The following is a 23,858-nucleotide window of genomic DNA, read 5'->3' as shown; positions in this document are numbered from 1 at the left end:
TGATCAAAATCACCCCTTCAAGGGTATGAACAGAATAAAAATTAATTTTTTTGCTGCGCTTCCGTGATTTCGTCGATCAGACGTAAATAACTGTCTAATCGGCGCGGCAAAATTTCGCCATTTTGAGCCGCCATTCTAAGCGCACATTGCTTTTCATGTTTATGCGTACAGTTACGGAACTGACAATAACCCAAATGTGATTCGATCTCAGGGAAACCTTGCTGAACTTTTTCCAATTCTAGGTGCCATAAACCAAATTCACGGATTCCTGGTGAATCAATCAATGCAGAACCTTCACCAAACGCAATTAAGCGCGTAGACGTGGTGGTGTGCTGACCGAGCGCGGAGTTTTCCGAAATAATATTGGTTTTTTGCGCAGCATCCGGAACAATGGCATTAATTAAAGTGCTCTTACCAACCCCAGACTGACCTACAAATGCGACAGTTTCACCAGAAAGTCGAGCAGAAAGTGTGCTTAAGTCACCATCGCATTGGGTTTGCATGACCTCATAGCCCAAGTCACGATATTCTTGTAATAGCGTTAAGATCGGATCGTTGTCTTTAAGCAAGTCGGATTTATTTAAGACTAATAATGCTGGAATATCGGCATCTGCACAGGCCACCAAATAGCGGTCAATCAGGCCAGGTGCTGGCTCAGGAAGCGGTGCAAATACAATCACAATCAGGCTGACATTGGCTGCGACAGGTTTCACTTTGTGATAACGGTCAGGGCGTGTCAGTAAAGATTGGCGTGGATGAATCGCGGTAATAATCCCTAAACCTGTGATCGGGTCAGCTTGCCATTTGACACGGTCACCCGTCACCAATAATTCGAGATTGGTACGGGTATGGCAGCGCCAAACACTGCCTAATTCGATGGGTTTCCAATGGGGTTCAGGTTCACCTGCTTGCACAATGGGTTTTTCAGGATGTTGGTCGGGTGTAGACAGCGCTTGAACTTCAAGTTGACGACCATAATGTTGGACGACCAAGCCTTCCAAATCTGCAGAAGTATCGATTTCTTCCTGACGAGATTTATGTTGCTTCTGAATGCGACGTTGCTGCTGTTCAGTCAGTCGGCGCTTACGAATTAAAGCCATTCATATCCTAAAAAACCGTGAAAACTAGATGGCAAAAATAGCATGAAAGCAGGGTCTATTTACAGCGCAAGCCCAATAAATTTGCTACTATGTTCATTTTTACAGCCTAATAAGATTGCACATTTATGAGCAGCACACCTGATACACGCCTGATTTGGATTGACCTTGAAATGACAGGTCTAGATACAGATAACGACCAGATTATTGAAGTTGCAACAATTGTGACGGATGATAATTTAAATATTCTGGCGGAAGGGCCTGTGCTTGCGGTACATCAGTCTGACCGTGTGCTCAATGCAATGGATGAATGGAATACTCGCCAACATGGTCAATCGGGTCTGATCGAACGTGTACGTCGTAGTAAATTGACAGCACAAGATGCTGAACAGCAAACTTTAGAATTTTTGAAAAAATGGGTGAATCCAAAATCATCACCAATGTGTGGTAACTCAATTTGCCAAGATCGTCGTTTCTTGCATCGTTTAATGCCTGAAATGGAACAATACTTCCACTACCGTAATCTCGATGTATCATCAGTGAAAGAATTGGCGAAACGCTGGCGCCCAGAGATCATGGGGGGCTTGAAGAAAAATGCCTCGCATTTAGCAATGGATGATATCCGTGACTCGATTGCAGAGCTCAAATACTACCGTGAATATTTCTTTATTATGAATAAAGACTAAGGTTGTAAGATCGAAAAAGAGGCGAAAGCCTCTTTTTTTTATCCAAGATATTTTCTCTATCGTTGATAGATGTTGGCTTGATGAATCTCGAGAAAACTTGCAGGCTGAGCCAAATCAGTGAAGCCAAATTGACGATATAAACCATGTGCATCCGCCGTTGCAAGTAACATGCGTCTTAGATCTGCGGCGCCACATTTTTCAAATAAAGTACTCACAATTAATTTTGAATAGCCTTTGCCTCGATGTTCATCGGCGACATAAATATCGGCTAAATAAGCAAAAGTTGCATAATCCGTAATAGCACGACCAAAACCGATGAGTTCATCATCGAGAAGTAAGGCCACGGCCAAAGAGTTTTCAATCGCTTTTTTCACCACATGTTTTGGAATATCTTTTGACCAATAGGTATGGCTTAAAAAGCGATGCACGGTGTCTAAATCCATTTTATTTTTGTCATCGGTAATTTTTAAATTATTTGGCAGAGGATGGATGTCCATGGCAATACACACTTGAGTTTTTGATCTATGGTTATACTTTTTAAAGCAGACCTCCGTTTGCTGTAAATGTTTATTTTGATGGATTTAGACCTGATGCAGATTCAGCTCTATTACGCTGTCTGCTGAATTGCGTTTTATCAAAGAAAAAAAGCAGTGAGTTTGCTAAAATGGCGGCTGATTTAACTCTGCCTCCAAACCTATGACTGAACTGCTCCAAGATGATGAATATGACCGCCGTTTTGCTGGCGTAGCCAAAATATATAGTGATGAAAGTTTTCATCATTATGAAAAAAGTCATGTCATGGTGATTGGGATTGGTGGTGTAGGCTCATGGGCGGTCGAAGCTTTAGCGCGTACTGGTATTGGTGAGCTGACCTTGGTCGATATGGATGTGGTTGCTGCATCGAATATTAATCGACAATTGCCTGCCATGAGCACGACATTGGGACATGAAAAAATTGAAGTGATGGCAGAGCGATGCCGTGCGATCAATCCCCGAATCAAAATAAATTTGATTGATGATTATCTCACACCCGAAAATGTCAAAGAAATTTTGGCAGGTGCTCCTGACCTAATTTTAGATTGTATTGATGATGTGAAGGCCAAATTTGCCTTAATGCTACATTGCCGTTTTAATAAAATTCCGTTGATCGTTTCCGGTGGAGCAGGGGGTAAACTTGATCCGCTGAAAATCCGAGTCGCAGATTTATCAAGAACAGAGCAAGACCCGATGTTAGCCAAATTGCGCACACAATTACGCGGCAAAGGCATTTGTAAAAAGCCGAAAGAAAAGTTTGGGATTACCTGTGTTTATTCGATTGATAATCCATTTTCCAGTGCTGATGTTTGTCCAAGTGCGGGCTTACGTTGTGGTGGATATGGTTCAGCAGTAGTGGTGACGTCCAGCTTTGCGATGGTGGCTGTGTCAGAGGTGCTCAAAAAACTTGATGCAAAACGAGCAAAAGCATGACAGCTATCTCATTTTGAAAAAAATAAAGCACCGAATTCGGTGCTTTTTTTGTATATAGAATTAAAATCAGACACAATGTTGGAATAATTAAAATATTGATTTTTTTTGGGGCGAGTATGTGGTTTTTACTGATACTAATTTTGGGGATGGGAGCACTTGCGTTTTGGATGTGGAAAAGACCCGATCCAGTTAAACGCGATCAGGCTAAAGCGGTTGGACATGACTTGTGGATAGACCAATTAGATGCACAGCTGAAATTTGCAGAACGCTTAATGCTTGATGCACCAACCGACTATGCGCGTGCCTATGAGTTGTATCAAAATTTGGCCAAACAGCATGAAATTCCGCAGGCCTATGTCGCTATGGGGCAGATGCATTTACAAGGCTTAGGCAGAGAAGTCAGTGTGGAAAATGCGCTGGCTTTATTGGAAAAAGCCAATAGTTTAGGTAGTGATGATGCTGCATATGTGTTGGGGCAAGTTGAAGAAGGTATCTATGGCGGTGTGCCCAATATTGAAAAAGCGCAATACTGGTATCGACATGCGATTTCACGCGGTCATTTGGATGCACAATATCGACTCGCCGAATTAAACCCAGAAGATCAGACACATGCCGAGCAACAACATTTAGATTTGTTGCAAAAAAATGCGGACAATGGACATGCCAATTCACAGTATCAATTTGCACAGTTCTATTTAAACCAAGCCACGCCAAATATTACTTTGGGAGTGGAATATTTACTGAAAGCTGCTCAACAAGACCATATGGCGGCTATTCAGCAATTGCAGCAGTTCTATGCTCAAGGAAAGTATCTTGCACAAAATGATGAAAAGTCATTGCAATATTTAAAGCGAGGATTGCTACTCGGGCACCAGCAGCAGTTGTATGAGTATTATCAAGCAGTATTGATGGGTAAGATCGATGTCGATCAGCGTCAGCGGGTTTATCATGATCTTTTGCAGCAGGCCAAAGAGCACAAAGTTGCTGCAGCCAGCCGATTATTAGGTATTGCACATTTTCATGGTTGGTATTTGGAGAAGCAGGAAACTTTAGGTTTTCGCTTTCTGACCGAAGCTGCTCAACTTAAAGATGCTGATGCAATTAGTCTTATTGCAGCGCTGTATTTTGAAAAGTATTTGGTTCGTGATGATCCGCAAAAAGCATTTGAGTTATATCAAACAGCGTATCAATTCAAACCATTATTCATTAACCAAGTCGGTTTGGCCCTATGCTATCTACACGGCGTCGGTGTTGAGCGAAATATCAAGCAAGCGCAGCAACTTTTAGTTGAAGCGGCAAGACACTTAAATGATATGTCCATTACGTGTGTCGCTGATCAAAACTATGTGATTGGACGTTTTTATGCATTGCCAGAGTATCCATTAGCACATCGTGATCACTGTTTGAGTTATCTGGAAAAAGCCGCAGAACAAGGTTCGCAGGATGCTGCTTGGTATCTCTACCGTTTAGCCGTGGACAATATCTTGCCTGATCTACAGTTTGATGAAGCTCAAACCCAGCGAGCATTGTTGAAGGCGGCGAAATTAGGCCATCCTGATGCACTCACGCAACTAGGTCTAGTTAATTTAAAAGGACAATGGGGAACACAAGATTTCCAACAAGCGTTGCAGTATTTCTCGCAAGCGGCGGGATTAGGAAATGTGACTGCCTTGTACCAGCTTGGTGAAATGTCAGAACATGGTTTGGGTGTGCAGCAAGATTTAACTCAGGCACATAGTTATTATGCACAAGCGGCTCAGGGGATGAATGCTGCGGCGTTAACGCGATTGGGCTATTTATATATTCATGGCATGGGCGTAGAGCGTGATCTTAAAATTGCACAGCAATATTTGGAAAAAGCGGCCTTGCAAGGCTATGTCGAAGCACAAGAACAATTGGAGAATATTCACGCATTTTTAAATACTAATTAATCGTGATGCAAGGCAGTAAGGTGGTATGAAGAGACCTGAAGTTTAGTTTTATGGTCTCTACATTTTTTTAATGCAGAAATAAATAGAGTAAAAATAACATAAAGAATTGATGTAGAAATTTGAATTTTTACTTACATAAAACCCAAAAAAGCAGGCAGATTATGCCTAGAAAAATATGAGTTTTTTTGATTAAATACCCCGCATATTTTATAAAAATCTGATTTTAGATAATAACGATGCTGAACAATATTTATTCTGCACTTGAGAAATTGGGCATTAGTCCACAAAAACGTGCCTTGCATATTCAATTTTCCAATACCACGCTGAATGAACAAGTATTCTTGCAACGTATTGATGGGGAACATGCCTTAAGTGAAGGTTTGAATGTTCAGCTCATCTGTCTCTCAACTTCTGCCACCTTAGAACTCAAACAATTTATTGGTACACAAGTCGCAATCGATCAGGTGACCGATGCTGGGCAACTTTTCCGTATTACCGGGATCATTACTGAAGCATTTCAAGGCCAAAGTGATGGTGCATTAACGCTATATAAGTTGACCTTAGAAGATGCAACGGCATTGTGGCATAAGCGTCGTAATAGCCGTGTGTTTATGAATAAATCGGTCAAAGATGTGGTCGAGATTATTTTTAAGGAATGGCAAAAAAAGAGCCCACTTTTTGCAGCGAGCTTAAGTTTGGACTTAAGTGGCTTAAAAAAAGAGTATGACGTTCGACCATTCATGATGCAAAGTAATGAAACCGACTATGATTTTATTACCCGCTTATTACGCAGTGAAGGCATTCATTGGTTGGTTGATGAAGCTCAATCTTTTGTAACATCGTCTGCGGCACCCATCGCAGCCCAAAAGCTACGTTTGATTGATGATAATAGTCAATATCAAGCTTTGGAGCGACGTAATATCCGTTTTCATCGCAGTAGTGCGACTGAAAAAAATGACAGTATGACCAGTTTTATCGGTCAGCGCAGTCTGCAACCGACGTCGGTGCATGTGCAGCGGTGGCAGGCGGATGTGCTTGAACAGGACGAGGGTGGTGGTGCAGTACAAAGCAAGCACCTACATAGTCAAAATCAAGATAATGCGAGCTTAAGCTTAGAGCAAGCATGGCATGTGAGCCCTGCATGGATGCAAGATCTGAATGGTGAAGATGCTGCAACAGCTTCTAATAGTGCTCAAGTTGAACGTCTCAATCAAAATTTTAGTGATTATTATGCAGCTCAAGCCAAACAATTTATTGCTAAAAGTACCGTGCGTGATACACAAGTTGGTTATTGGTTCAAATTGGATGAGCATCCAGAGATTGACCAGCATCGAGGTGCCGATCAAGAGTTTTTGATTTTATCCAAGTCTTTTTATAACCAAAATAATTTACCCAAAGACTTAACCGATCAAGTTACACAACTGATCCATCAAAGTCAGTGGCAAGTCAAACAAAGCGATGCTGATGAACGCCAAGCCAATACCTTGGCTTTGCAACGTCGAAATATTACGACCGTCCCTGAATTTAATCCGCTTACACATCGACCAGTAACACATCCGCAGCGTGCTAAAGTTGTGGGTCCTGCCGGTGAAGAAATCCATGTTGATGAATGGGGGCGGATAAAAGTCCGTTTTCTGTTTACCCGTTCAGATGATCATGTTCATGATGGCGGTGCAGGTGCGAACAATAATGACACAGACTCGGCTTGGGTCGATGTACTGACCCCTTGGGCCGGCGAAGGCTATGGTGCGCGCTTCTTACCTCGAGTTGGTGAAATAGTTGTCGTTGATTTCTTTGATGGCAACATTGACCGACCTTTTGTCGTGGGTCGTATTCATGAAGCGCAGCGTAGTCCCACTAAATTTGACAATAAAGGACAATTACCAGATACCAAAAAACTTGCGGGAATTCGTTCCAAAGAAGTGGCGGGAGAGGGTTTTGGTCAATTACGCTTTGATGACACCACGGGGCAAATTAGTACCCAGCTGCAAAGTAGTCATGGTGCGAGCCAACTGAACCTCGGTAAGCTCAGTCATCCAAAAGATAAAGCAGAAAGTGAAGATCGGGGTGAAGGTTTTGAGCTGCGGACCGATCAATGGGGGGCGCTACGAGCTGGACAAGGTTTATTGGTGTCGACTTATAAACAGGAAAAGGCCAATGGTGAACATTTAGATGCAGAGATTGCAAGAACACAGCTGGAGACGAGTCATAGTAATAGTAAGTCTTTAAGTGATATTGCAAAACAACAAAAAACAGATGAAATTGAATCTGTTGAACAGCTCAAAGCTTTTGCCAGTGAAATAGAAAAAGATATCGCTAAATTTAAAAAAGCCATTCTTTTACTTAACTCAGTGGATGGTATGGCACTGAGTACACCAGAGGATATTCATTTATCTGCAACAGGCATGATCAACCAAATTGCCGGTGATAGCATTAACCTGAGTACGCAAAAAAATATTGTGGGACAAGCTTTAGGTAAGGTTAGCTTATTTGCAGCTCAAGGTGGTATTAAAGCAATAGCAGCGCAAAGTAAAGTCGAAATTCAGGCGCAGTCTGATGCTTTGGATATTTTGGCAAAAAAAGGAATTACGATTTCTTCTACTGAGGACAAAATAGAGATTAGCAGTCCGAAAGAGATTGTGATCACAGGAGCTTCTTCCCAAATTACTTTAAATGGCTCGGGAATTTTTGCTAAGACAGGCGGTAAATTTGAAGTAAATGCAGGGCAGCATCTATTTAAACCAGCATCGAGTGCTAGCAAGTCTGCACAACTTCCTACTTCTAATCCGATGAAAGGGGCCTTAGAACTGCTTAAGAGCTATGGTGGTCAAGATTTCTTTAGCGGAACTGGATTTAAAGTGATTGATGCTTTGGGCAAGCAAGTTACAGGAAAATTAGACGGCAATGGCTTTGCACAAGTCACAGGAATTGCACCGGGACCTGCGAAAGTGGAGTTTGATAAAGATCCACGCAGTGCGTGGGATCAGTCTAGTCACTTTAATCGCAACTATGATTGGGCGGAAAAAGTGGTACCAGGTGCTTCAGACTTTTTACAAAATACATTGGGTTCGTTGGGGCAAAATTTAACATCACAGTTAAAAGATAATCTCTTTAATTTAAATGCCGATTCTTTAAAAAATATCGGAAAAAATGCATTAAAAGATCTAGGTGGACAGGCATTAAATCAATTTAAAGACCAAGTCACCAACTCTGCACTATCTGCAATTTCATCGAAACTCAACTTGGGACTTTCTTCTTCACAAATGGCAAGTTTGGGTCAGGGTGCACAAGGATTATCAAGCACATTAGGTGGGTTTGGGGTGAGTAATGGCATTGTTTCTGAGTCAACGGCTGCCGCAGTTCAGAACTCACAAGCAACCATTGATAAGGACATTGTGGGCCGTAAAATTTCTTATTCCACACGCGCGTTGACCTATACAGAAACCATTCGAGAAGGCTCTGCAACGCCCGCGAATGTGACAGCTGCACCAGTCGCGGTGCCTAAAGTGCCTGAAATAAAAGTAGCAGAAGCGGCACCAGCACAAGCGATACCAGTCCTTGCTAGTGATGATGATTGGGTGGATAGGAAACAATATTCAAGTCCTTACCTTTCTTATAGTGAAACCACACGACCGAAAAAGAACAACGGTTAGTGTTTGCTAAAAGATTAAGCGAAAGACAGTTTTAAATAATTTAGAATTTGAGTAATAGGTTTTTACATGACGACTGAACAAAATGTTCAACAAGAACAACAACCGACAAATAAGCCAGCGGTAGAACTGGCAATTTTCAATTTAGAGAGTGTGACGCATACCGAAGATCATAAATTTATTGCACATCAAATTGAAAACTATTTAAAGCAATGTGGGAATACCAACCTAGGACAGCTGAAAAGTCTTGCTAATGTGCCAACGGTTGCCAATATTTTTGCACTTTCAGGTTCAATTTTAGACTTACTATTATTTTGTACAGAGCCTAAGCAAGGTCAAGCAGGAGTACAGCAAGGTGCTTTACTTTGTATGAACTTGATTGGTTTATACTTGGAGCCTAAAGCAGAAGCACATGTAAGGATGGCTTTACGTCCACTACTAGGCCTTATGGCAGAAAGGTTATATTCGGAAAATGGCAAAATCCAAGAAGCCGATATCCGACGCATGTCTTTGCATTTAAATGCGCAAATGGCAGGAAATTTAGAAAAATTTCTCACAGAAACTCAAACTAAACTACCTACCTTGCTTTCAGGTGCAAGCACATTGGGTATATCCATACTCTCAGCCTTTGCAACTGAAACGAAATCAGGACTGGTATCACCAACCATTAATTTTGGCGCAACTGCCGAAAAACGAGATCCAACGGAACAATTTAGTAACTGGACGAAACCGCTGATTGATCTGACACAAACCAGTGCGCTTGCTAATTTGATACCGAAACTTAAAAAGCCAACAGGGGTCACATCTTTACAGTTGGAAGCACAACAAGCACAATCGCTTTTACCGAATCTAATTCAGCAACAAGCAAATACAGGTACAAAATATAGTATTGCTTGGTTGATACAAGAAACCTTAAAAGCCATCAAAAAACAAGGCAATAAATCCAGTGCGAGTGTGCCTTTAAACCAAACTGGAGAACACGAGCAACATACGACTGGCGATACTTTAGAGTTTTTAACTTTACAAGCAGATGCTTTAAATAATCCACCATGTACAGGTACAGACTATCAATCAAGAAAAAGTATTAGTTATTCTATTGGTGCTGAACGTGTCAATCATTCAGATTTCTTTTTGCCTAAAGTAGGCTTCAGCTTTAGTCGTCAATATAACTCACAGATGGATGAGTTTGATGTCAGCATGATAGGCGCTCGTTGGATGATGCCTTTTTCGAATGTCATCATCCAAAATAAAAACGGCTATTTGTTTATTGATAGTAATGGGCGCAAGCATCAGCTACCAGATTCAATTACCTATGAAGCATACACGGTGCCTTATGAAGGCTTTACGGTAGAACCTTTAGAAAATGAAGATTTGCTACTAAACTTTGGTTCAGCGTGGAGTTTCCATTTTCACAGCTTTAATGGCGGAAAACACTATCAGTTGATTCAGCAATTCAATGAAGAAACAGATGAAAAAGTTGCTTTAAGTTATTTACTATTTGAACAGCAGGCTTATCTGCAAAGTATTGATTTTCAACTGAAGCGAGGCAAACACCAGCTCAAGTTTGCCTTTAATGAACAAGTGAAAATCATTGCTGCCTTTGTGGATGAGCAAGCAGAGCCAGTTTCACGCTATGAATATGATACGCAAGGTAATTTAATTCAGGCAGTGGATCAAAATGGTCACGTGCGCAGCTATGAATATAATGATGCGCATCAGCTGACCCGTTATACCGACCGTACAGGGCGTGGGCATAATATTCGATATGAATCAAAAGAAGCGAATGCCAAAGCCATCGCAGAATGGGCTGATGACGGCAGCTTTAAGACCCGTTTGGAGTGGCATCCACGACTGCGCCAAGTTGCTGTATATGATGCTTATGATGTGCCGACCTATTACTATTTTGACCTAGATGGTTTTACCTATCGCACACGCTTAGCCGATGGCCGTGAAAAATGGCTATCGCGTGACAGTCAAAAACGCATTACCCGTCAAATTGATTTTGCAGGCCTAGAAACCGAACAAGTTTATAACGAGCAAGATCAGCTGATTAAAATTGTACAGCCGAATGGAGGCATCATCCGTTTTGCCTATGATGAAGCAGGAAATTTGACGGAAACTAAAGATCCAGAAGGTCATATTTGGAAAAAAGAATACGATGCAGACGGTAATGTAACGAAGGAAATTAATCCTTTAGGTCATATCACGCAATATAAATACAACAATGATAATCAAGTTGTCGAAATCATTGATGCCAAAGGCGGCGCTAAAAAAATTCAATACAATGATTTGGGGCAAATGACCGCATATAGCGATTGTTCAGGTAAAGAAAGCGCATGGGGATACGATGAAGAAGGCGCACTGACGGCCCAGCAGTCTGCTGATGCAAAGAAAGTCAAATATATCTACAGCTCAGAAGGTAAAGACAAAGGACAACTGCAAGTGATCATTTACCCTGATGGGTTAAAAGAGCAGTTTGAACATGATGAAGAAGGGCGTTTACTGAAGCATACCGATAGCAAAGGCTTAATCACACAGTATCGTTACAATCAAGTCGGTCTATTAGAACAACGGATTGACGCCAATCGGCATCAAATTGGCTATCAGTGGGACAAGCAAGGTCGGCTTCAAAAACTGATCAATCAAAACCATGCTGAATATTTATTTGCTTATAACCGTTTTGGGCAATTGGTGCATGAGCAAGCTTTTGATGGTGAAGAAAAGCATTATAGCTATAGCGAAAATGGGCAATTATTGCAAATCCGCCAACCGAATATCCTTACTCAATTCGAATATCACCAAGATGGCTCTATTGCGTCAAAAACCTATACTCATCTAGAAACACGACAGATCCAAACTGAGGAATTTGAATACAATTTAAATAATCAACTGAGCCTAGCAAAAAATGCAGTCAGTCAGATCGATTTCTATCGGAATTCACTCGGTCAATTGGTACGTGAACATCAGCACTACAAGGTGCCAAATTTAAAGCCGCTGACTGCAGTACTGCGTTATGAGTATGATGAGTTAGGTAATTTAACAAAAACCATCCGCCCCGATGGACAAGTGCAAACTAATTTGAATTATGGTTCCGGGCATATCTATGGCATCGCCTTTAACCAACAAGACATGGTGGCATTCCAGCGCGATGACTTACATCGTGAAACGGCACGTATGTTGGCAAATGGTCTGATTCAAACTAAGAACTACAATGAGGTTGGATTGCTGAGTTCACAAATCATCCGCTCAGAACAAGAATCGCCTAATCAGCTACAACAATCCCAATTACAACAAGTAAAACATCAAGCCGAACGCCATTACCAATATGACAATAACTACTTGCTGACTCAAGTGAATGATAGTCGTTTAGGAAAGTTAAATTACCAATATGATCCGATTGGACGCTTAATTAAAAGTCAAAGCCCACAAAAAACCGAGAACTTTGCCTTTGACCCAGCAGGCAATTTGATCGACCTGATTGAGACACAAACAAGCCAAGTGAAAAATAACTTAATCACACAATATCAAGGCAAACACTATAAATATGACGCACAAGGTAATGTGATTGAAACGACCCAAGCAGGAAAAGCACTAAAACTAACGTGGGACAACTTAAGCAGACTGATTCAAAGTGACAACAATGGGCAAGTCACGACGTATGGCTATGATGTGTTTGGACGACGTTTATTTAAGAATAATCAAACTGAGCACAGTCTGACTATATTTGGTTGGGACGGTGATCTGATGATTTGGGAGTCACAGCAATCCAGTAATGAACAAGTGCAATATACCAAGCATTATGTTTATGAACCGAATAGCTTTGTACCATTATTACAAACAGGCTATGTCGGATTTATTAAATTAATAGAAACACCAGACTACTCAAAGTTCCAAACAGAACCTTATTCAATTTATAAAGACCCAGTATGGAAAACTGAAACGAGAAAAAACAAAGCTGAATTAGAACGCGTTGCGTTTTATCACTGCGACCAAGTGGGGACGCCACAAACCTTGAGTAACGAGCTAGGTGAATGTATTTGGGAAATCAAGCAGGATACTTGGGGTACAGTATTAGACATTAAGATCAGTAATAATCTGTTAGAGCAAACCAATATCCGTTTCCTAGGTCAATATTACGACCATGAAACAGGCTTACATTATAATCGTTATCGTTACTATGAGCCGTTTAGCGCACGATATATTGGTAAAGATCCGATTGGATTATTTGGGGGATTGAATAACAGTTCTTATGTAAGCGATCCGAATCATTGGGTTGATCCGATGGGGTTGCAAAAGAAAGAGAAAGAATCATATTCGGGAATGATGGGGGCACGAAGTGCTATACAAGATTGGAATAACAGATTAAAGAATGATCCTAGTCTTGTAAATAATAAAAAATGTCCTAGTGGAAAGTGCAAGATCGAAATAGATTATTATGTTTGTGCGGGAAGTTATTTTGTTGGTAGTGGAAATATAGGTTTGAATAAGCATAATGGAAACATATATGGAGGTGTTGGATTAACTAAAGCTGGTTATGATCAGTTTAAAGGAAAATTAACAGTTGGAGCTAGTTGTATGGGCTTCACTTTAGGTGAGGTTGATTCACAAATTGATAGAAGTGTTTTAACGGATTCTGCCTTAAATGGTAATTCTTTTGGGGTAGCATATGGAGGTCCCTATGGAATAGCAGTTGGTGCAGATATGCCTGTTTCAAAAGGGAAAAATATTCAATTCAATCCTGGTGCTGGACTTTCAACTCCTGGAGTAACTTACTTTGATTTTTCACACAGTAAATTAATAGGCAATACTAAAGATACTGAACCGTATGCAATTGGATTAATGCGCTCTTTTGGGGGGTTGTAGTATGAAACTATGTTTAATATTTACACTGATTTTTTTGTTATGTGGTTGTGAAAAGAACAAAATAGAAAGAGGACAGACTTTAAGTCAGCTGAAAAATGAAGTGAATAAAAGTGAGGCAGTATATTTAAATGAAATGAGCTTAATTTTTTCAGATTATAGTTTAAAATTATATGATTTGCAGTTGATTAGATCTGATGCTTTTTTTTATTTTGTGGATGATAAAAGTGATTTTGATCTTAATTTTTATGAAAATAATGTTAAGAAGAAAATATTAAAAAATGGTTGGGTTATGGTTGAGAATAACTCATTTGGTGAGTTATTTTGTAATGAAGATAGTCAGGCAATAGGGGTCACATTTCCTACTCAAGATAAAAAATTAGTTGGCGTAAATAAAGGATATTTTACCTATCAATTTTATAATAAAATTGCAGTTACTTTGTATTATACCTCTGATAGAGGGAGTGTGATTTGCAATAATAAAAAGGAAAAATTAAATAATTATAGTTTTTGATATATCTACCGAATTTTATAATTTAGGATTTTATTTATTATTCGTTGAATTAAATTATTAAGTTGAGAAATTCTGCTTTTTTTTAAATAGTTTTTTAGATTGTCACTGTTAAATTTGATCTTTTGCTAAAGAGGCATGAAAAATAAGATATATTAGAAGTGATTTTTCCAAAAAACAATAAAATTCGCTTATAAAGTGTAGTAAATTAATATCATGTAGAGGTTAAAGATTCTTATGATGTAGATGCGGTTATTAATCGTCGTTAGTTTGAAACTTGTGGAAAAGTCTTATATAAAAAAGCCCTCAGGGCTTTTCTATTATCAATGTTTAAGGTAACTGCTTAATCGGACTGCCACCCAACGCCTGCATTAAAGTTACATAAGCATTGTATTGACTCTGCTTAGTTTGAACCAAAGACAGTCGTGCATTACGCGTGGTCTCCTGTGCATCAAGCAAGTTTTTTAAGGCAATCGCACCATGACGATAACGCACTTCAGTCAAACGCTCGGTCTTTTCTGCAAGCTGTAAATTACGTTCTTGTAATGCAACTTGTTGGCTTAACTCAGTACGATTGGATAGTGCATTTTCCACATCGGCAAAAGCCTGATACAAGGTCTGACGATATTGAATAATGGCTTTTTCATAGTCTAAGTCACTAATCGCCAAGTCCTTTTTCATATCGTTATATTGCAAGAACGGTAAACTCAAACTTGCACCCAATGCCAAAGCAGGATTTTGCAATAAATTACTCAAAGAGGTACTACTCGAGCCTAAACTGCCAGTCAAACTAATCGAAGGGTAGTAACTCGCTTTCGTTGCATCTTTATTTGCCAAAGCTTTACGCAATCTTAATTCGCTCGCTTGTAAATCTGGACGGCGAGACAACAACTCGGCAGGTAAACCTGCTGCAATCGTCGGTAATGCAATTCGAGGTAAACGCTGCGGCTCTGAAATATTCAGTTGTTGCACAGGTTGATGTAATAACACAGCCAATGCAGTCCGAGTTTCTACTTTTTGTTGGGCAATTTGGCTTAAGGTCGCTTTTTGACTTTGCACCGATTGCTCGGCTTGCGTTAGATCTAAACCTGACACAGCACCGGCTTTATATTGCACCTTGACCAAGTCATAGGTTTTTTGCGTACTGGCCAAATTTTGCTGCGCAATACTGTAGCGCTCATTTAAATAGCCAAGTTGCCAATATAGGTTTGCTGTTGTTGCAATCAAACTTTGGGCAGTGGCTTGCAGGTCTTGTTCAGTTGCTAAAGCTTCCCATTTTGCGGCCTCAGTCTGGCTAGCCAAACGACCAAATAAATCTACTTCATAACTGACGCCACCACTGAGTGATACACCTTTTGATGAGTCATCACCTGAGTTAAGGTTAAAGTTATGCCCAGTTGAAACACTTGAACTAACGCGTGGCCCTTGCTGATTCTCAGCCAAACCAGCTTTTAGTCGAGCTTGCTGTAAATTAATACCTGCAACAGCAAGGTCTGTATTGGCAGCTAAAACTTGATTCACCAACTGGTTCAATTCAGCATCATTAAACAATGTCCACCATTGGTCAGCATAAGTATCTGCATGAACTTGCTGACTCATGGCTTTCGCATTTTGAAATTGCGACGGGATTTGTGTTGCAGGGGCTTCATACGGCGTCTTAACCACAGCGGCACAGCCGACTAAGCTACTTCCGAGAATGAAGGCACTTGCAAGTTTAGTTAAGGTCATTTGCATCATTATTTCCTTATTCGCGAGAAAGCGCATCGACAGGGTTCAGCTGTGCGGCATTACGTGCAGGAATAAAGCCAAACACAATACCAATCATACTAGAGCAGACAAAAGCAGCAACGATAGACGTCGTTGAATAGGCCATTTGGAATGTTCCACCGGCAAAATGACTAATCAATTGTCCAATACCCAATGATAATAAAACCCCAAGCACACCGCCTAAGATACACACCAACACCGCCTCAATCAGGAACTGCTGTAAAATATCACTTTGACGGGCACCCACGGCCATACGTACACCAATTTCTTGAGTACGCTCAGTCACAGAAACCAACATAATGTTCATGACCCCAATACCACCGACGATCAATGAAATCACCGCAATCGCAGACACCAATAAGGTCATTGTTGCAGTGGTTTGTTGAATGGTTTCACGGATACTATCGGAGTTCTGTGTAAAGACATCTTGCGCGCCATGACGTTGCACTAACAAGTTTAATATGGCGTTTTCAGCAGCGGCACTTGGGTATTCATCTTTTACGCGGACAATGATGCTACGTATGTTCGACTGCCCCAGCATACGACTCATAACCGTTGAATACGGCAAATACACATTCAGGCTATCTGAGTTGCCCATCATGCTTTTTTGTTCTTCGATCACGCCAATGATACGGCTCGGCACACTGCCTAATAAAATCACTTGACCCACAGGGTTGGTGCCATCTGCAAAGAAGGTATTTTTAGTATTACTATCAATCACCACATCTTGCGCTTGCTCAGTCACGCTTTCTTTATCAAAAGGCTGACCCGAAGCGAAGTTCATTCCTTTGACATAGAAGAAATCTTCACTCACGCCATTTACTGTGGTTGACGCTTCTGTGTCTTTAAAACGTGCTGTGACAGATGAGTTGACTGATGGACTGACACCGTCAACATAAGGTTGTTCCGCAAGGGCCGTCGCATCGGCTGGAACCAATGTTTTTACTTGCGATGATCTTGAGTTATCACCAAATCCACGACCTTGATACACCGTGATGGTATTGGTACCTAAACTACTGATATTTTCTAAAATCTGCTTTTGCGAACCATTCCCAAGAGCCACAACAGAAACCACAGAAGCGATACCAATAATGATCCCGAGCATGGTTAAAAATGTTCGCATACGGTGAGCATTCATGGCTAAAATCGCCATACGGAAGGCTTCACCTAAACGGTCAACGGCAGAGCGCCAGCTTGAGGTTTTTTTCTGGGTATTTGGAACGAGTTGTTGTTTTTCTAAAGGTTCATCATCTGTTTCAGGTACATTGGGCTGATCTGAAATGATGTTACCATCTGAAATTTCAATAATTCGAGTCGCATTTTTTGCAACATTATGGTCGTGCGTGACCAAAATAATGGTATGACCTTTGGCATTGAGTTCGCGCAAAATCCGCATTACTTCAATACCACTATTCTTATCCAATGCACCGGTCGGTTCATCGGCAAGAATAACATCACCACCATTCATGAGGGCACGCGCAATCGATACACGTTGTTGCTGACCACCCGAGAGTTGGCTCGGACGGTTTTGGGTTTTTTCACCCAGTCCAAGATCGGTTAGTAGTTGCTTGGCACGTGCATTGCGTTCGGTTGCATCTGCACCGGCATAGATTGCGGGAACTTCGACGTTACCTGCAGCATTCAAATCACCGAGTAAGTGATAACGCTGGAAAATAAAGCCAAAATATTCACGGCGTAACTGTGCCAGTTCATCTGGTTCAAGTTCACGCGTTTCGCGCCCTTTGACTTTGTAGCTGCCATTTGTGGGTTTATCTAGGCAACCTAAAATGTTCATTAGGGTTGATTTACCAGAACCGGACTGACCTACAATTGCTACCAGCTCACCTGGGTAAATCTCAAGATTAACCCCTTTTAGAATCTGGACTGTGCTTTCACCAGCAGGGAATTCACGAGTCAGATTCTTGACCTCAAGTAGAGGTGTTTGATGTTGACTCATCATTACATTCTCATTGGGCCGCCAGCACCACCACGGTTGCTGCGTTTCGCTGAATCATTAGAGGTATCTGAACCATCGGCAATCACGACTTTGTCACCTTGTTTTAAGCCACGGATCACTTGTGCGGTCACACGGTTATTTAAACCAAGTAATACCGGTTGAGGTTGCGCAGAACCATCGGCTTGTAGTACACGCACCATGGCAACGCTCGCTTTACCTTGTTTGACCAATGTTTTTTCAGCTTCAGTCAGTTCTAAACGTTTAGGACGGTTTGGATTGTCTTTGTTCGATCTAGTTTCTGCGCTGGCTTTTTTATCAGCAGATTCACCATTTGCAGATGCATTATTACGGCTACGTTGTGGACGGTTCGAGGTTTGAACGGCTGCAGCAGGGATAGTCAAGACATTCTTGGCTTCGTCTAAAATGATATACACCTGAGCGGTCATATCGATACGCAATTTACCGTCTTCATTTGGGACATCAAATAACGCGTTGTAGTAAACCGCAGTACTTGAAGACGAAGAGGTGTTGTTGTTACTTTCGGTGTTAATTGAGTTCGGCGCAGGTTCAACTTGGCGCAGGGTAGCATAGTGTTTTGTTTCACTGTCGCCCAAGGTTGTAAAATAAACGTTTTGACCTTCTTGGACTTTCATCACATCGGCTTCAGAAATTTCAGCTTTAATGGTCATGGTGTCGAGTTTTGCCAATTTCACAATGGTTGGCGCACTTTGGTTGGCATTTACGGTTTGACCTTCTTCAGTCACAATCGCCACGATGGTTCCATCCATAGGTGCAACAATTTGTGTATAGCCTAAGTCTTCTTTTGCAGTCGCTAAAGTTAAACGTGATTGTTCGATTTGTGCATTAATGGCTGCAATATCAGCTTGCGCAGTTTTATAACTTGCTAACGCAGATTCAAGTTCTGCACGACTAGTCGCGTCTTGAGCGTACATTGCTTGTTGACGATTATATTCAGCTTGGACTTTTGCAAGATTTGCTTGTTTAACTGCCAATTGCGCTTGTTGGTTTTTGATGCTGGCTTCTGCAGTTTTTAAATCATTTTCCTGACGTACCGAGTCAATACGGGCAATCAGCTGACCTTGTTTCACTTCATCACCGAGTTGCACATACATCTTTTTCACCTGACCAGAAACCTGTGCACCAACACTCACCATTTTGGTTGCTTCAAGTACACCTGTTGCAAGTACAGAGTTTTCAATGTCACCACGACTCACTTCAGCAGTAATATATTGCGGCTGAGTTTCTTTAGGTTTTAGGAAATGCCATGCAGTGACAGCGATTGCCAAAGCAACGATGATGGCTACGATCAATTTTGCTGGTTTTATTTTTGGCATGATTGGCAGTTAAAAGTTTATAAAGATGAATGAATTATAAGATTTAAATACGGATAAATTGTGAACTTTTTGAACAAATAGTAATGATAATTATTCTTTTATACTGCAATGCAAGTTATTACAGCCTTTTCATTAGACTAGAAGAGTCTGCGCCCACACAAGCTGGCAATAGCTTGTTGTACCAAGTGCTCAGGATTTTCATGACCTAAACCTTTTATTGACGCGTCTAAACGAAGTAATAGGGCAGGCCAAGTCAAAAAATCGTTCGCATTTAAACGGCGTAACGCTTGTTGATACAGCCCGACTTTGGTTTTCCAAATACCAATTTGCAAGGCATTTTGTGGCTGCTCAAACAGTTGCATCAGCAAACGCATTTCCTTACTGATACTCCATAAAATCAGCGACATCGGCTCGCCTGAAGCGATTAAGTATTGAAAAATTTTAATTGATTGCGCCAAATTGCCTTGCAGCATGGCATCATTTAAATCATAGGTGGTGTAGCGTGACTGATCTTGTAAGCAAGAGTACAGATGATCTATCTGGATCATCTCTGCTTCAGGAAAAGTATCTGCAACACGCGTTAAACTATTTTTTGCAGCCAGTAAGTTGTGCTCATGATGCTGTTCTAGCCATTGCCAAGCATCATTGGCGAGTTTAATGCCGAGCTTTTGTGCTTCAACGGCCAAAATTTGCTGACGATCTTTAGGGTAGTTTGCAGTCAGTGCAACATTGACTCCATTGGCATCAATGGTTTGGAAAAAACTGGTCTTTAAACTCGCACTGTCTTGCTTTGGCATGACCACGAGCAGCAAGTTGCTTTCATTTTGCTGCAAATAGCTTTTTAACAGTTTTAGTCCATTGGCATCGGGTTTAATGCTGCCATGTGCCTCAATTGCCAGTTGACTGGAAAATAATGACAAGCTATTTAAAGCATTAAAGACATTTTTCCAATCAGCAGCAGAGCTAATGTCATACCGTTGACGCTCGACTTCTCGAGTGTTCCAACTCTTACGAAATGCATCGAGGAGATTTTGTTCAAGTAGTGGCTCTTGACCATGTAGCACCCAGGCACCTTGCGCTTCATCTACACGTTTTAATGCCTGAAGATAGTCAAGTTTCATAAATCAAAATTACTCAGCTTTGGTCGGTGCAGTTAGTGGGTTTGCTTTCGGTAAGCGGTTTGATGAAATTTGGCGCACGATCTGTTGTGCAATGTCATCAATAATCACTTGTTTTAAATATTTTTCTTCTTGGTCATCGGTGTTCACGGTTGCAACGTCGTATTGGTAGCTACGTGTTGCCATCAATGTACGGGGTTCAGTTACAGGATTGCCTTGAGCATCTTCAATTTGGAATGTCACGTTCAAGCGCAGTAAAGTTTCAACCAATTTACCATTGAGTTCTAAACGACGTGGAGTGTAATCCAACACATGTAAGACATAGGCATTTTGATTATTACTCAGTTGCACACCCGCAGAACCTAAATAAATCGCTAACTTTTCATGTAAGTCATCCGTATCTTCAGGAAGTGCCAATCGCATATTGGAATAGGCTACAGGTACAGCAGCAGGGTTGGTGCCTTTTAAATGAAAACCACAACCGACCATGCCTGCGCTCAGGCCCATAGTTAATACAATTGCAGCAACACGTTGAACCAAGTGCATAAAGTGTCCTCTGTTTCCCGAAGGGATAATGTTGAAATCCTGTGTGGATTGTAAAGTCAAAGCCCGTTGACTGGCAACGGGCTTTGTTTGGGAATTGTGAAATCCTTATATTCCCTCTCCTGTTAGGAGAGGGTTAGGGAGAGGTGAGTTTTATTAATTACCCTCATCCCAACCTTCTCCCAAAGGGAGAAGGAGTTGTAAGGTTATTAAACCACCAAATTCACTAATTTATTCGGCACCACAATTTCTTTCTTGGTTGGACTAGTCAAGAATTGTTGAACTTCAGGTAATGCTTTTGCTTGCGCCAAAATGTCATCTTTAGAGGCATCGACAGACACTTCTAATTTGCCACGAAGTTTACCGTTCACTTGCACTACAATCGTTTGTGTATTGCGAGTCAGCGCAGATTCATCTACCGCAGGGAAGCGTGCTGATGTTAATTCGATACCAAACTCAGCCAATAAGGTTTGGCTTAAATGTGGTGCAAACGGAGCAAGTAAAGTTAGAAGGGTAATGATTGATTCACGTACAACGGCAACGTCATTGTCATCTTTGGCTTCAAACTTATTGTTTGCATTCAAAAGTTCCATCATCGCAGCAATCGCGGTGTTGAAGGCGTGACGACGTGCAATGTCATCACCCACTTTTTGAATGGTTTCGTGTGTTTTACGACGCAAGTCTTGTGCAGCGGTAGATAGTGCCGCTTTGTCGATGTTTGCAGCAGAGTTGCCTTGTTCAAGGAAACCTGTTGCTAGGCGCCATACACGTTTTAAGAAACGGTTTGCACCTTCAACACCAGCGTCAGACCATTCAAGTGATTGATCTGGTGGTGCAGCGAACATCATGAATACACGTGCAGTATCTGCGCCGTATTGATCAATAATCGCTTGCGGGTCGATACCGTTATTTTTCGATTTCGACATTTTCTCTTGACCGCCAACGATCACGTCTTGACCATCTTCTTTGTATTTCGCAGAAGTGATACGACCTTTTTCGTCTTTTTCAAGTTCGATGTCAGCAGGGTTAAACCATGTTTTCTTACCTGACTCAGATTCACGGTAGTAAGTATCCGCAAGCACCATACCTTGAGTAAGCAAGTTAGTGAATGGTTCGTTGCCTTGTACCACACCTTCATCACGCATCAATTTGTGGAAGAAGCGTGCATAGAGTAAGTGCAGAATCGCATGTTCAACACCACCGATGTATTGGTTCACAGGAAGCCAAGTTTGACCCGCTTCAGGTTTCACCATGCCATCCGTAAAGTCTGGAGATGCGTAACGCGCATAGTACCAAGATGATTCTACAAAGGTATCCAAAGTATCTGTTTCACGACGAGCATCGCCACCACAGCATGGGCAAGTGGTTTCATAGAACTCAGGCATTTTGTTGAGTGGATTGCCTGAACCATCCGGCACCACGTCCGTTGGCAATACAACTGGAAGCTGTTCTTCAGGTACTGGAACCTGACCACATTTTTCACAGTTGATCATAGGAATTGGACAACCCCAATAACGCTGACGAGAAACACCCCAGTCACGTAAACGGAATTGAACTTTCGAGTTGGCAAGTCCAGTCGGTTCTAATTTTGCAAGGAATGCATCGTACGCCCCTTGTAAGTCTAAACCGTCAAATTCGCCTGAATTCACCAGTTTGCCTTCTTTAGAACCGTACCATTCTTGCCAAGTTGTTGCGTCAAAGTCTGCATCGTCTGCACCTTTGGCATCAATCACTTGCTTAATGTTTAAGCCATATTTATTCGCAAACTCGAAGTCACGTTCATCGTGTGAAGGCACTGCCATCACCGCACCTGAGCCGTAAGACATTAATACGTAGTTTGCGATCCAAACAGGAATTTGTTCGCCAGTAACAGGGTGTTTAACAAATAAACCTGTTGCCATACCTTTCTTTTCAGCAGTCGCAAGATCAGCTTCTGCAACAGAACCCATACGGCACTCTTCGATAAATGCAGCAAGCTCAGGATTGCTTTCCGCAGCTTTAAGTGCCATCGGATGTTCTGCTGCAACCGCAACATAAGTCACACCCATGAGTGTGTCAGCACGAGTGGTAAATACAGTTAAACCATCTGCATAAACGTCTGGATTCGCTGAAGGGAAGGTAATTTCCATACCCTGTGAGCGACCAATCCAGTTACGTTGCATGGTTAAAACTTGCTGTGGCCAGCCGTCTTTTAATGTTTCTAAATCGTCAAGTAATTCTTGCGCATAGTCAGTGATGCGGAAGTAGTACATTGGAATATCACGTTTTTCGACCAATGCACCAGAACGCCAGCCACGACCATTTTCAACTTGTTCGTTTGCTAAAACAGTTTGGTCTACTGGGTCCCAGTTCACTGTTGAAAGCTTACGGTAAATTAAACCTTTTTTATAAAGCTGTACGAATAACCATTGTTCCCAGCGGTAATATTCAGGTGTGCAAGTTGCAAATTCACGATCCCAATCTATAGAAAGACCTAACTTTTTAAGCTGATTACGCATGTAATCAATGTTTTCAAAAGTCCATTTCGCAGGAGCGACTTGATGTGCAATTGCCGCGTTTTCAGCAGGCAAACCGAAAGCATCCCAACCCATGGGCTGTAGTACAGTTTCACCTTGTAAACGGTGGAAACGGCTGATCACATCACCAATGGTGTAGTTACGCACATGACCCATATGCAGTTTGCCACTTGGATAAGGGAACATAGAGAGGATATAACGACGTGGTCCTTCTACTTGGTCGGCAACTTTAAAGGCTTTGCGATTTTCCCAGTCTTGTTGGACTGTAGGTTCAATCGCACTGGCTTGATATTCAGGGTCAATGTGAGTAGTCATAAACGTAAATAGAAATAACGGTTAAAAAGTTTGTGCTACAGCATAGCGCAAAATACGCCTAGAGTGAATTTTGCGATGCTGTGTA

General features: G+C 41.5%; 14 protein-coding genes. 6 read left to right on the top strand and 8 right to left on the bottom strand.

Annotated features, from left to right (window positions below; genetic code table 11):
• Nucleotides 1-41: 41 nt before the first annotated feature.
• Nucleotides 42-1,100, bottom strand: a complete 1,059-nt coding sequence (gene rsgA, locus FTT85_RS01350; RefSeq protein WP_180182657.1) for a ribosome small subunit-dependent GTPase A — start codon at nt 1,098-1,100, stop codon at nt 42-44.
• Nucleotides 1,101-1,225: 125 nt separating this feature from the next.
• Between rsgA and orn the strand changes: the two genes are divergently transcribed.
• A complete protein-coding gene (gene orn / locus FTT85_RS01345; protein WP_067763591.1) occupies nt 1,226-1,783 on the top strand; it encodes an oligoribonuclease in 558 nt (185 codons plus the stop codon).
• 56 nt (nt 1,784-1,839) lie between these two features.
• Here the strand turns inward: orn and FTT85_RS01340 are convergent, their stop codons facing one another.
• Nucleotides 1,840-2,280: a GNAT family N-acetyltransferase gene (locus FTT85_RS01340; protein ID WP_180182656.1), complete on the bottom strand. Its 441-nt coding sequence runs from the start codon at nt 2,278-2,280 to the stop codon at nt 1,840-1,842.
• Nucleotides 2,281-2,479: 199 nt separating this feature from the next.
• Between FTT85_RS01340 and FTT85_RS01335 the strand changes: the two genes are divergently transcribed.
• The 5 genes from FTT85_RS01335 to FTT85_RS01315 all read left to right on the top strand — a co-directional run bounded on the left by FTT85_RS01335 (nt 2,480) and on the right by FTT85_RS01315 (nt 14,205).
• Nucleotides 2,480-3,250 carry a ThiF family adenylyltransferase gene (locus FTT85_RS01335; protein WP_180004537.1) on the top strand — a complete coding sequence of 257 codons (771 nt, stop codon included), beginning with the start codon at nt 2,480-2,482 and terminating at the stop codon, nt 3,248-3,250.
• A 116-nt stretch (nt 3,251-3,366) separates the two neighbouring features.
• Nucleotides 3,367-5,181 (top strand): tetratricopeptide repeat protein, encoded by a 1,815-nt coding sequence (locus FTT85_RS01330; protein ID WP_180182655.1) that lies wholly within the window; start codon nt 3,367-3,369, stop codon nt 5,179-5,181.
• A 236-nt stretch (nt 5,182-5,417) separates the two neighbouring features.
• Entirely contained in the window at nt 5,418-8,834 is a 3,417-nt protein-coding gene (locus FTT85_RS01325; RefSeq protein ID WP_180182654.1) for a type VI secretion system Vgr family protein, read from the top strand.
• Nucleotides 8,835-8,900: 66 nt separating this feature from the next.
• Nucleotides 8,901-13,694 (top strand): RHS repeat-associated core domain-containing protein, encoded by a 4,794-nt coding sequence (locus FTT85_RS01320; RefSeq protein ID WP_180182653.1) that lies wholly within the window; start codon nt 8,901-8,903, stop codon nt 13,692-13,694.
• A 1-nt stretch (nt 13,695) separates the two neighbouring features.
• The gene (locus FTT85_RS01315) at nt 13,696-14,205 is read left to right on the top strand and encodes a hypothetical protein (protein WP_180182652.1); all 510 of its coding nucleotides are present in this window, start codon (nt 13,696-13,698) and stop codon (nt 14,203-14,205) included.
• 327 nt (nt 14,206-14,532) lie between these two features.
• On the opposite strand, the gene FTT85_RS01310 is transcribed toward FTT85_RS01315, so the two are convergent.
• From FTT85_RS01310 to leuS, 6 genes are all read right to left on the bottom strand, one after another.
• Nucleotides 14,533-15,936, bottom strand: coding sequence for an efflux transporter outer membrane subunit (locus tag FTT85_RS01310; protein ID WP_180182651.1), 1,404 nt, complete (start codon nt 15,934-15,936; stop codon nt 14,533-14,535).
• 10 nt (nt 15,937-15,946) lie between these two features.
• Nucleotides 15,947-17,926, bottom strand: coding sequence for a MacB family efflux pump subunit (locus tag FTT85_RS01305; protein ID WP_180182688.1), 1,980 nt, complete (start codon nt 17,924-17,926; stop codon nt 15,947-15,949).
• A gap of 2 nt (nt 17,927-17,928) precedes the next feature.
• Nucleotides 17,929-19,281, bottom strand: a complete 1,353-nt coding sequence (locus tag FTT85_RS01300) for a MacA family efflux pump subunit (protein ID WP_180182650.1) — start codon at nt 19,279-19,281, stop codon at nt 17,929-17,931.
• Between the two features lie 137 nt (nt 19,282-19,418).
• A complete protein-coding gene (gene holA, locus FTT85_RS01295; protein WP_180182649.1) occupies nt 19,419-20,402 on the bottom strand; it encodes a DNA polymerase III subunit delta in 984 nt (327 codons plus the stop codon).
• Between the two features lie 9 nt (nt 20,403-20,411).
• Nucleotides 20,412-20,945 (bottom strand): LPS assembly lipoprotein LptE, encoded by a 534-nt coding sequence (lptE, locus tag FTT85_RS01290; RefSeq protein ID WP_078192675.1) that lies wholly within the window; start codon nt 20,943-20,945, stop codon nt 20,412-20,414.
• Between the two features lie 206 nt (nt 20,946-21,151).
• Nucleotides 21,152-23,773, bottom strand: coding sequence for a leucine--tRNA ligase (gene leuS, locus FTT85_RS01285; RefSeq protein WP_180182648.1), 2,622 nt, complete (start codon nt 23,771-23,773; stop codon nt 21,152-21,154).
• Nucleotides 23,774-23,858: the final 85 nt, after the last annotated feature.

This window comes from Acinetobacter sp. YH01020 (assembly GCF_013420275.1).
GTDB classification, from domain to species: Bacteria; Pseudomonadota; Gammaproteobacteria; order Pseudomonadales; family Moraxellaceae; genus Acinetobacter; species Acinetobacter amyesii.
Note: the sequence above shows the minus strand (reverse complement) of the source record. Positions and strands in the feature narration are given on the sequence as shown.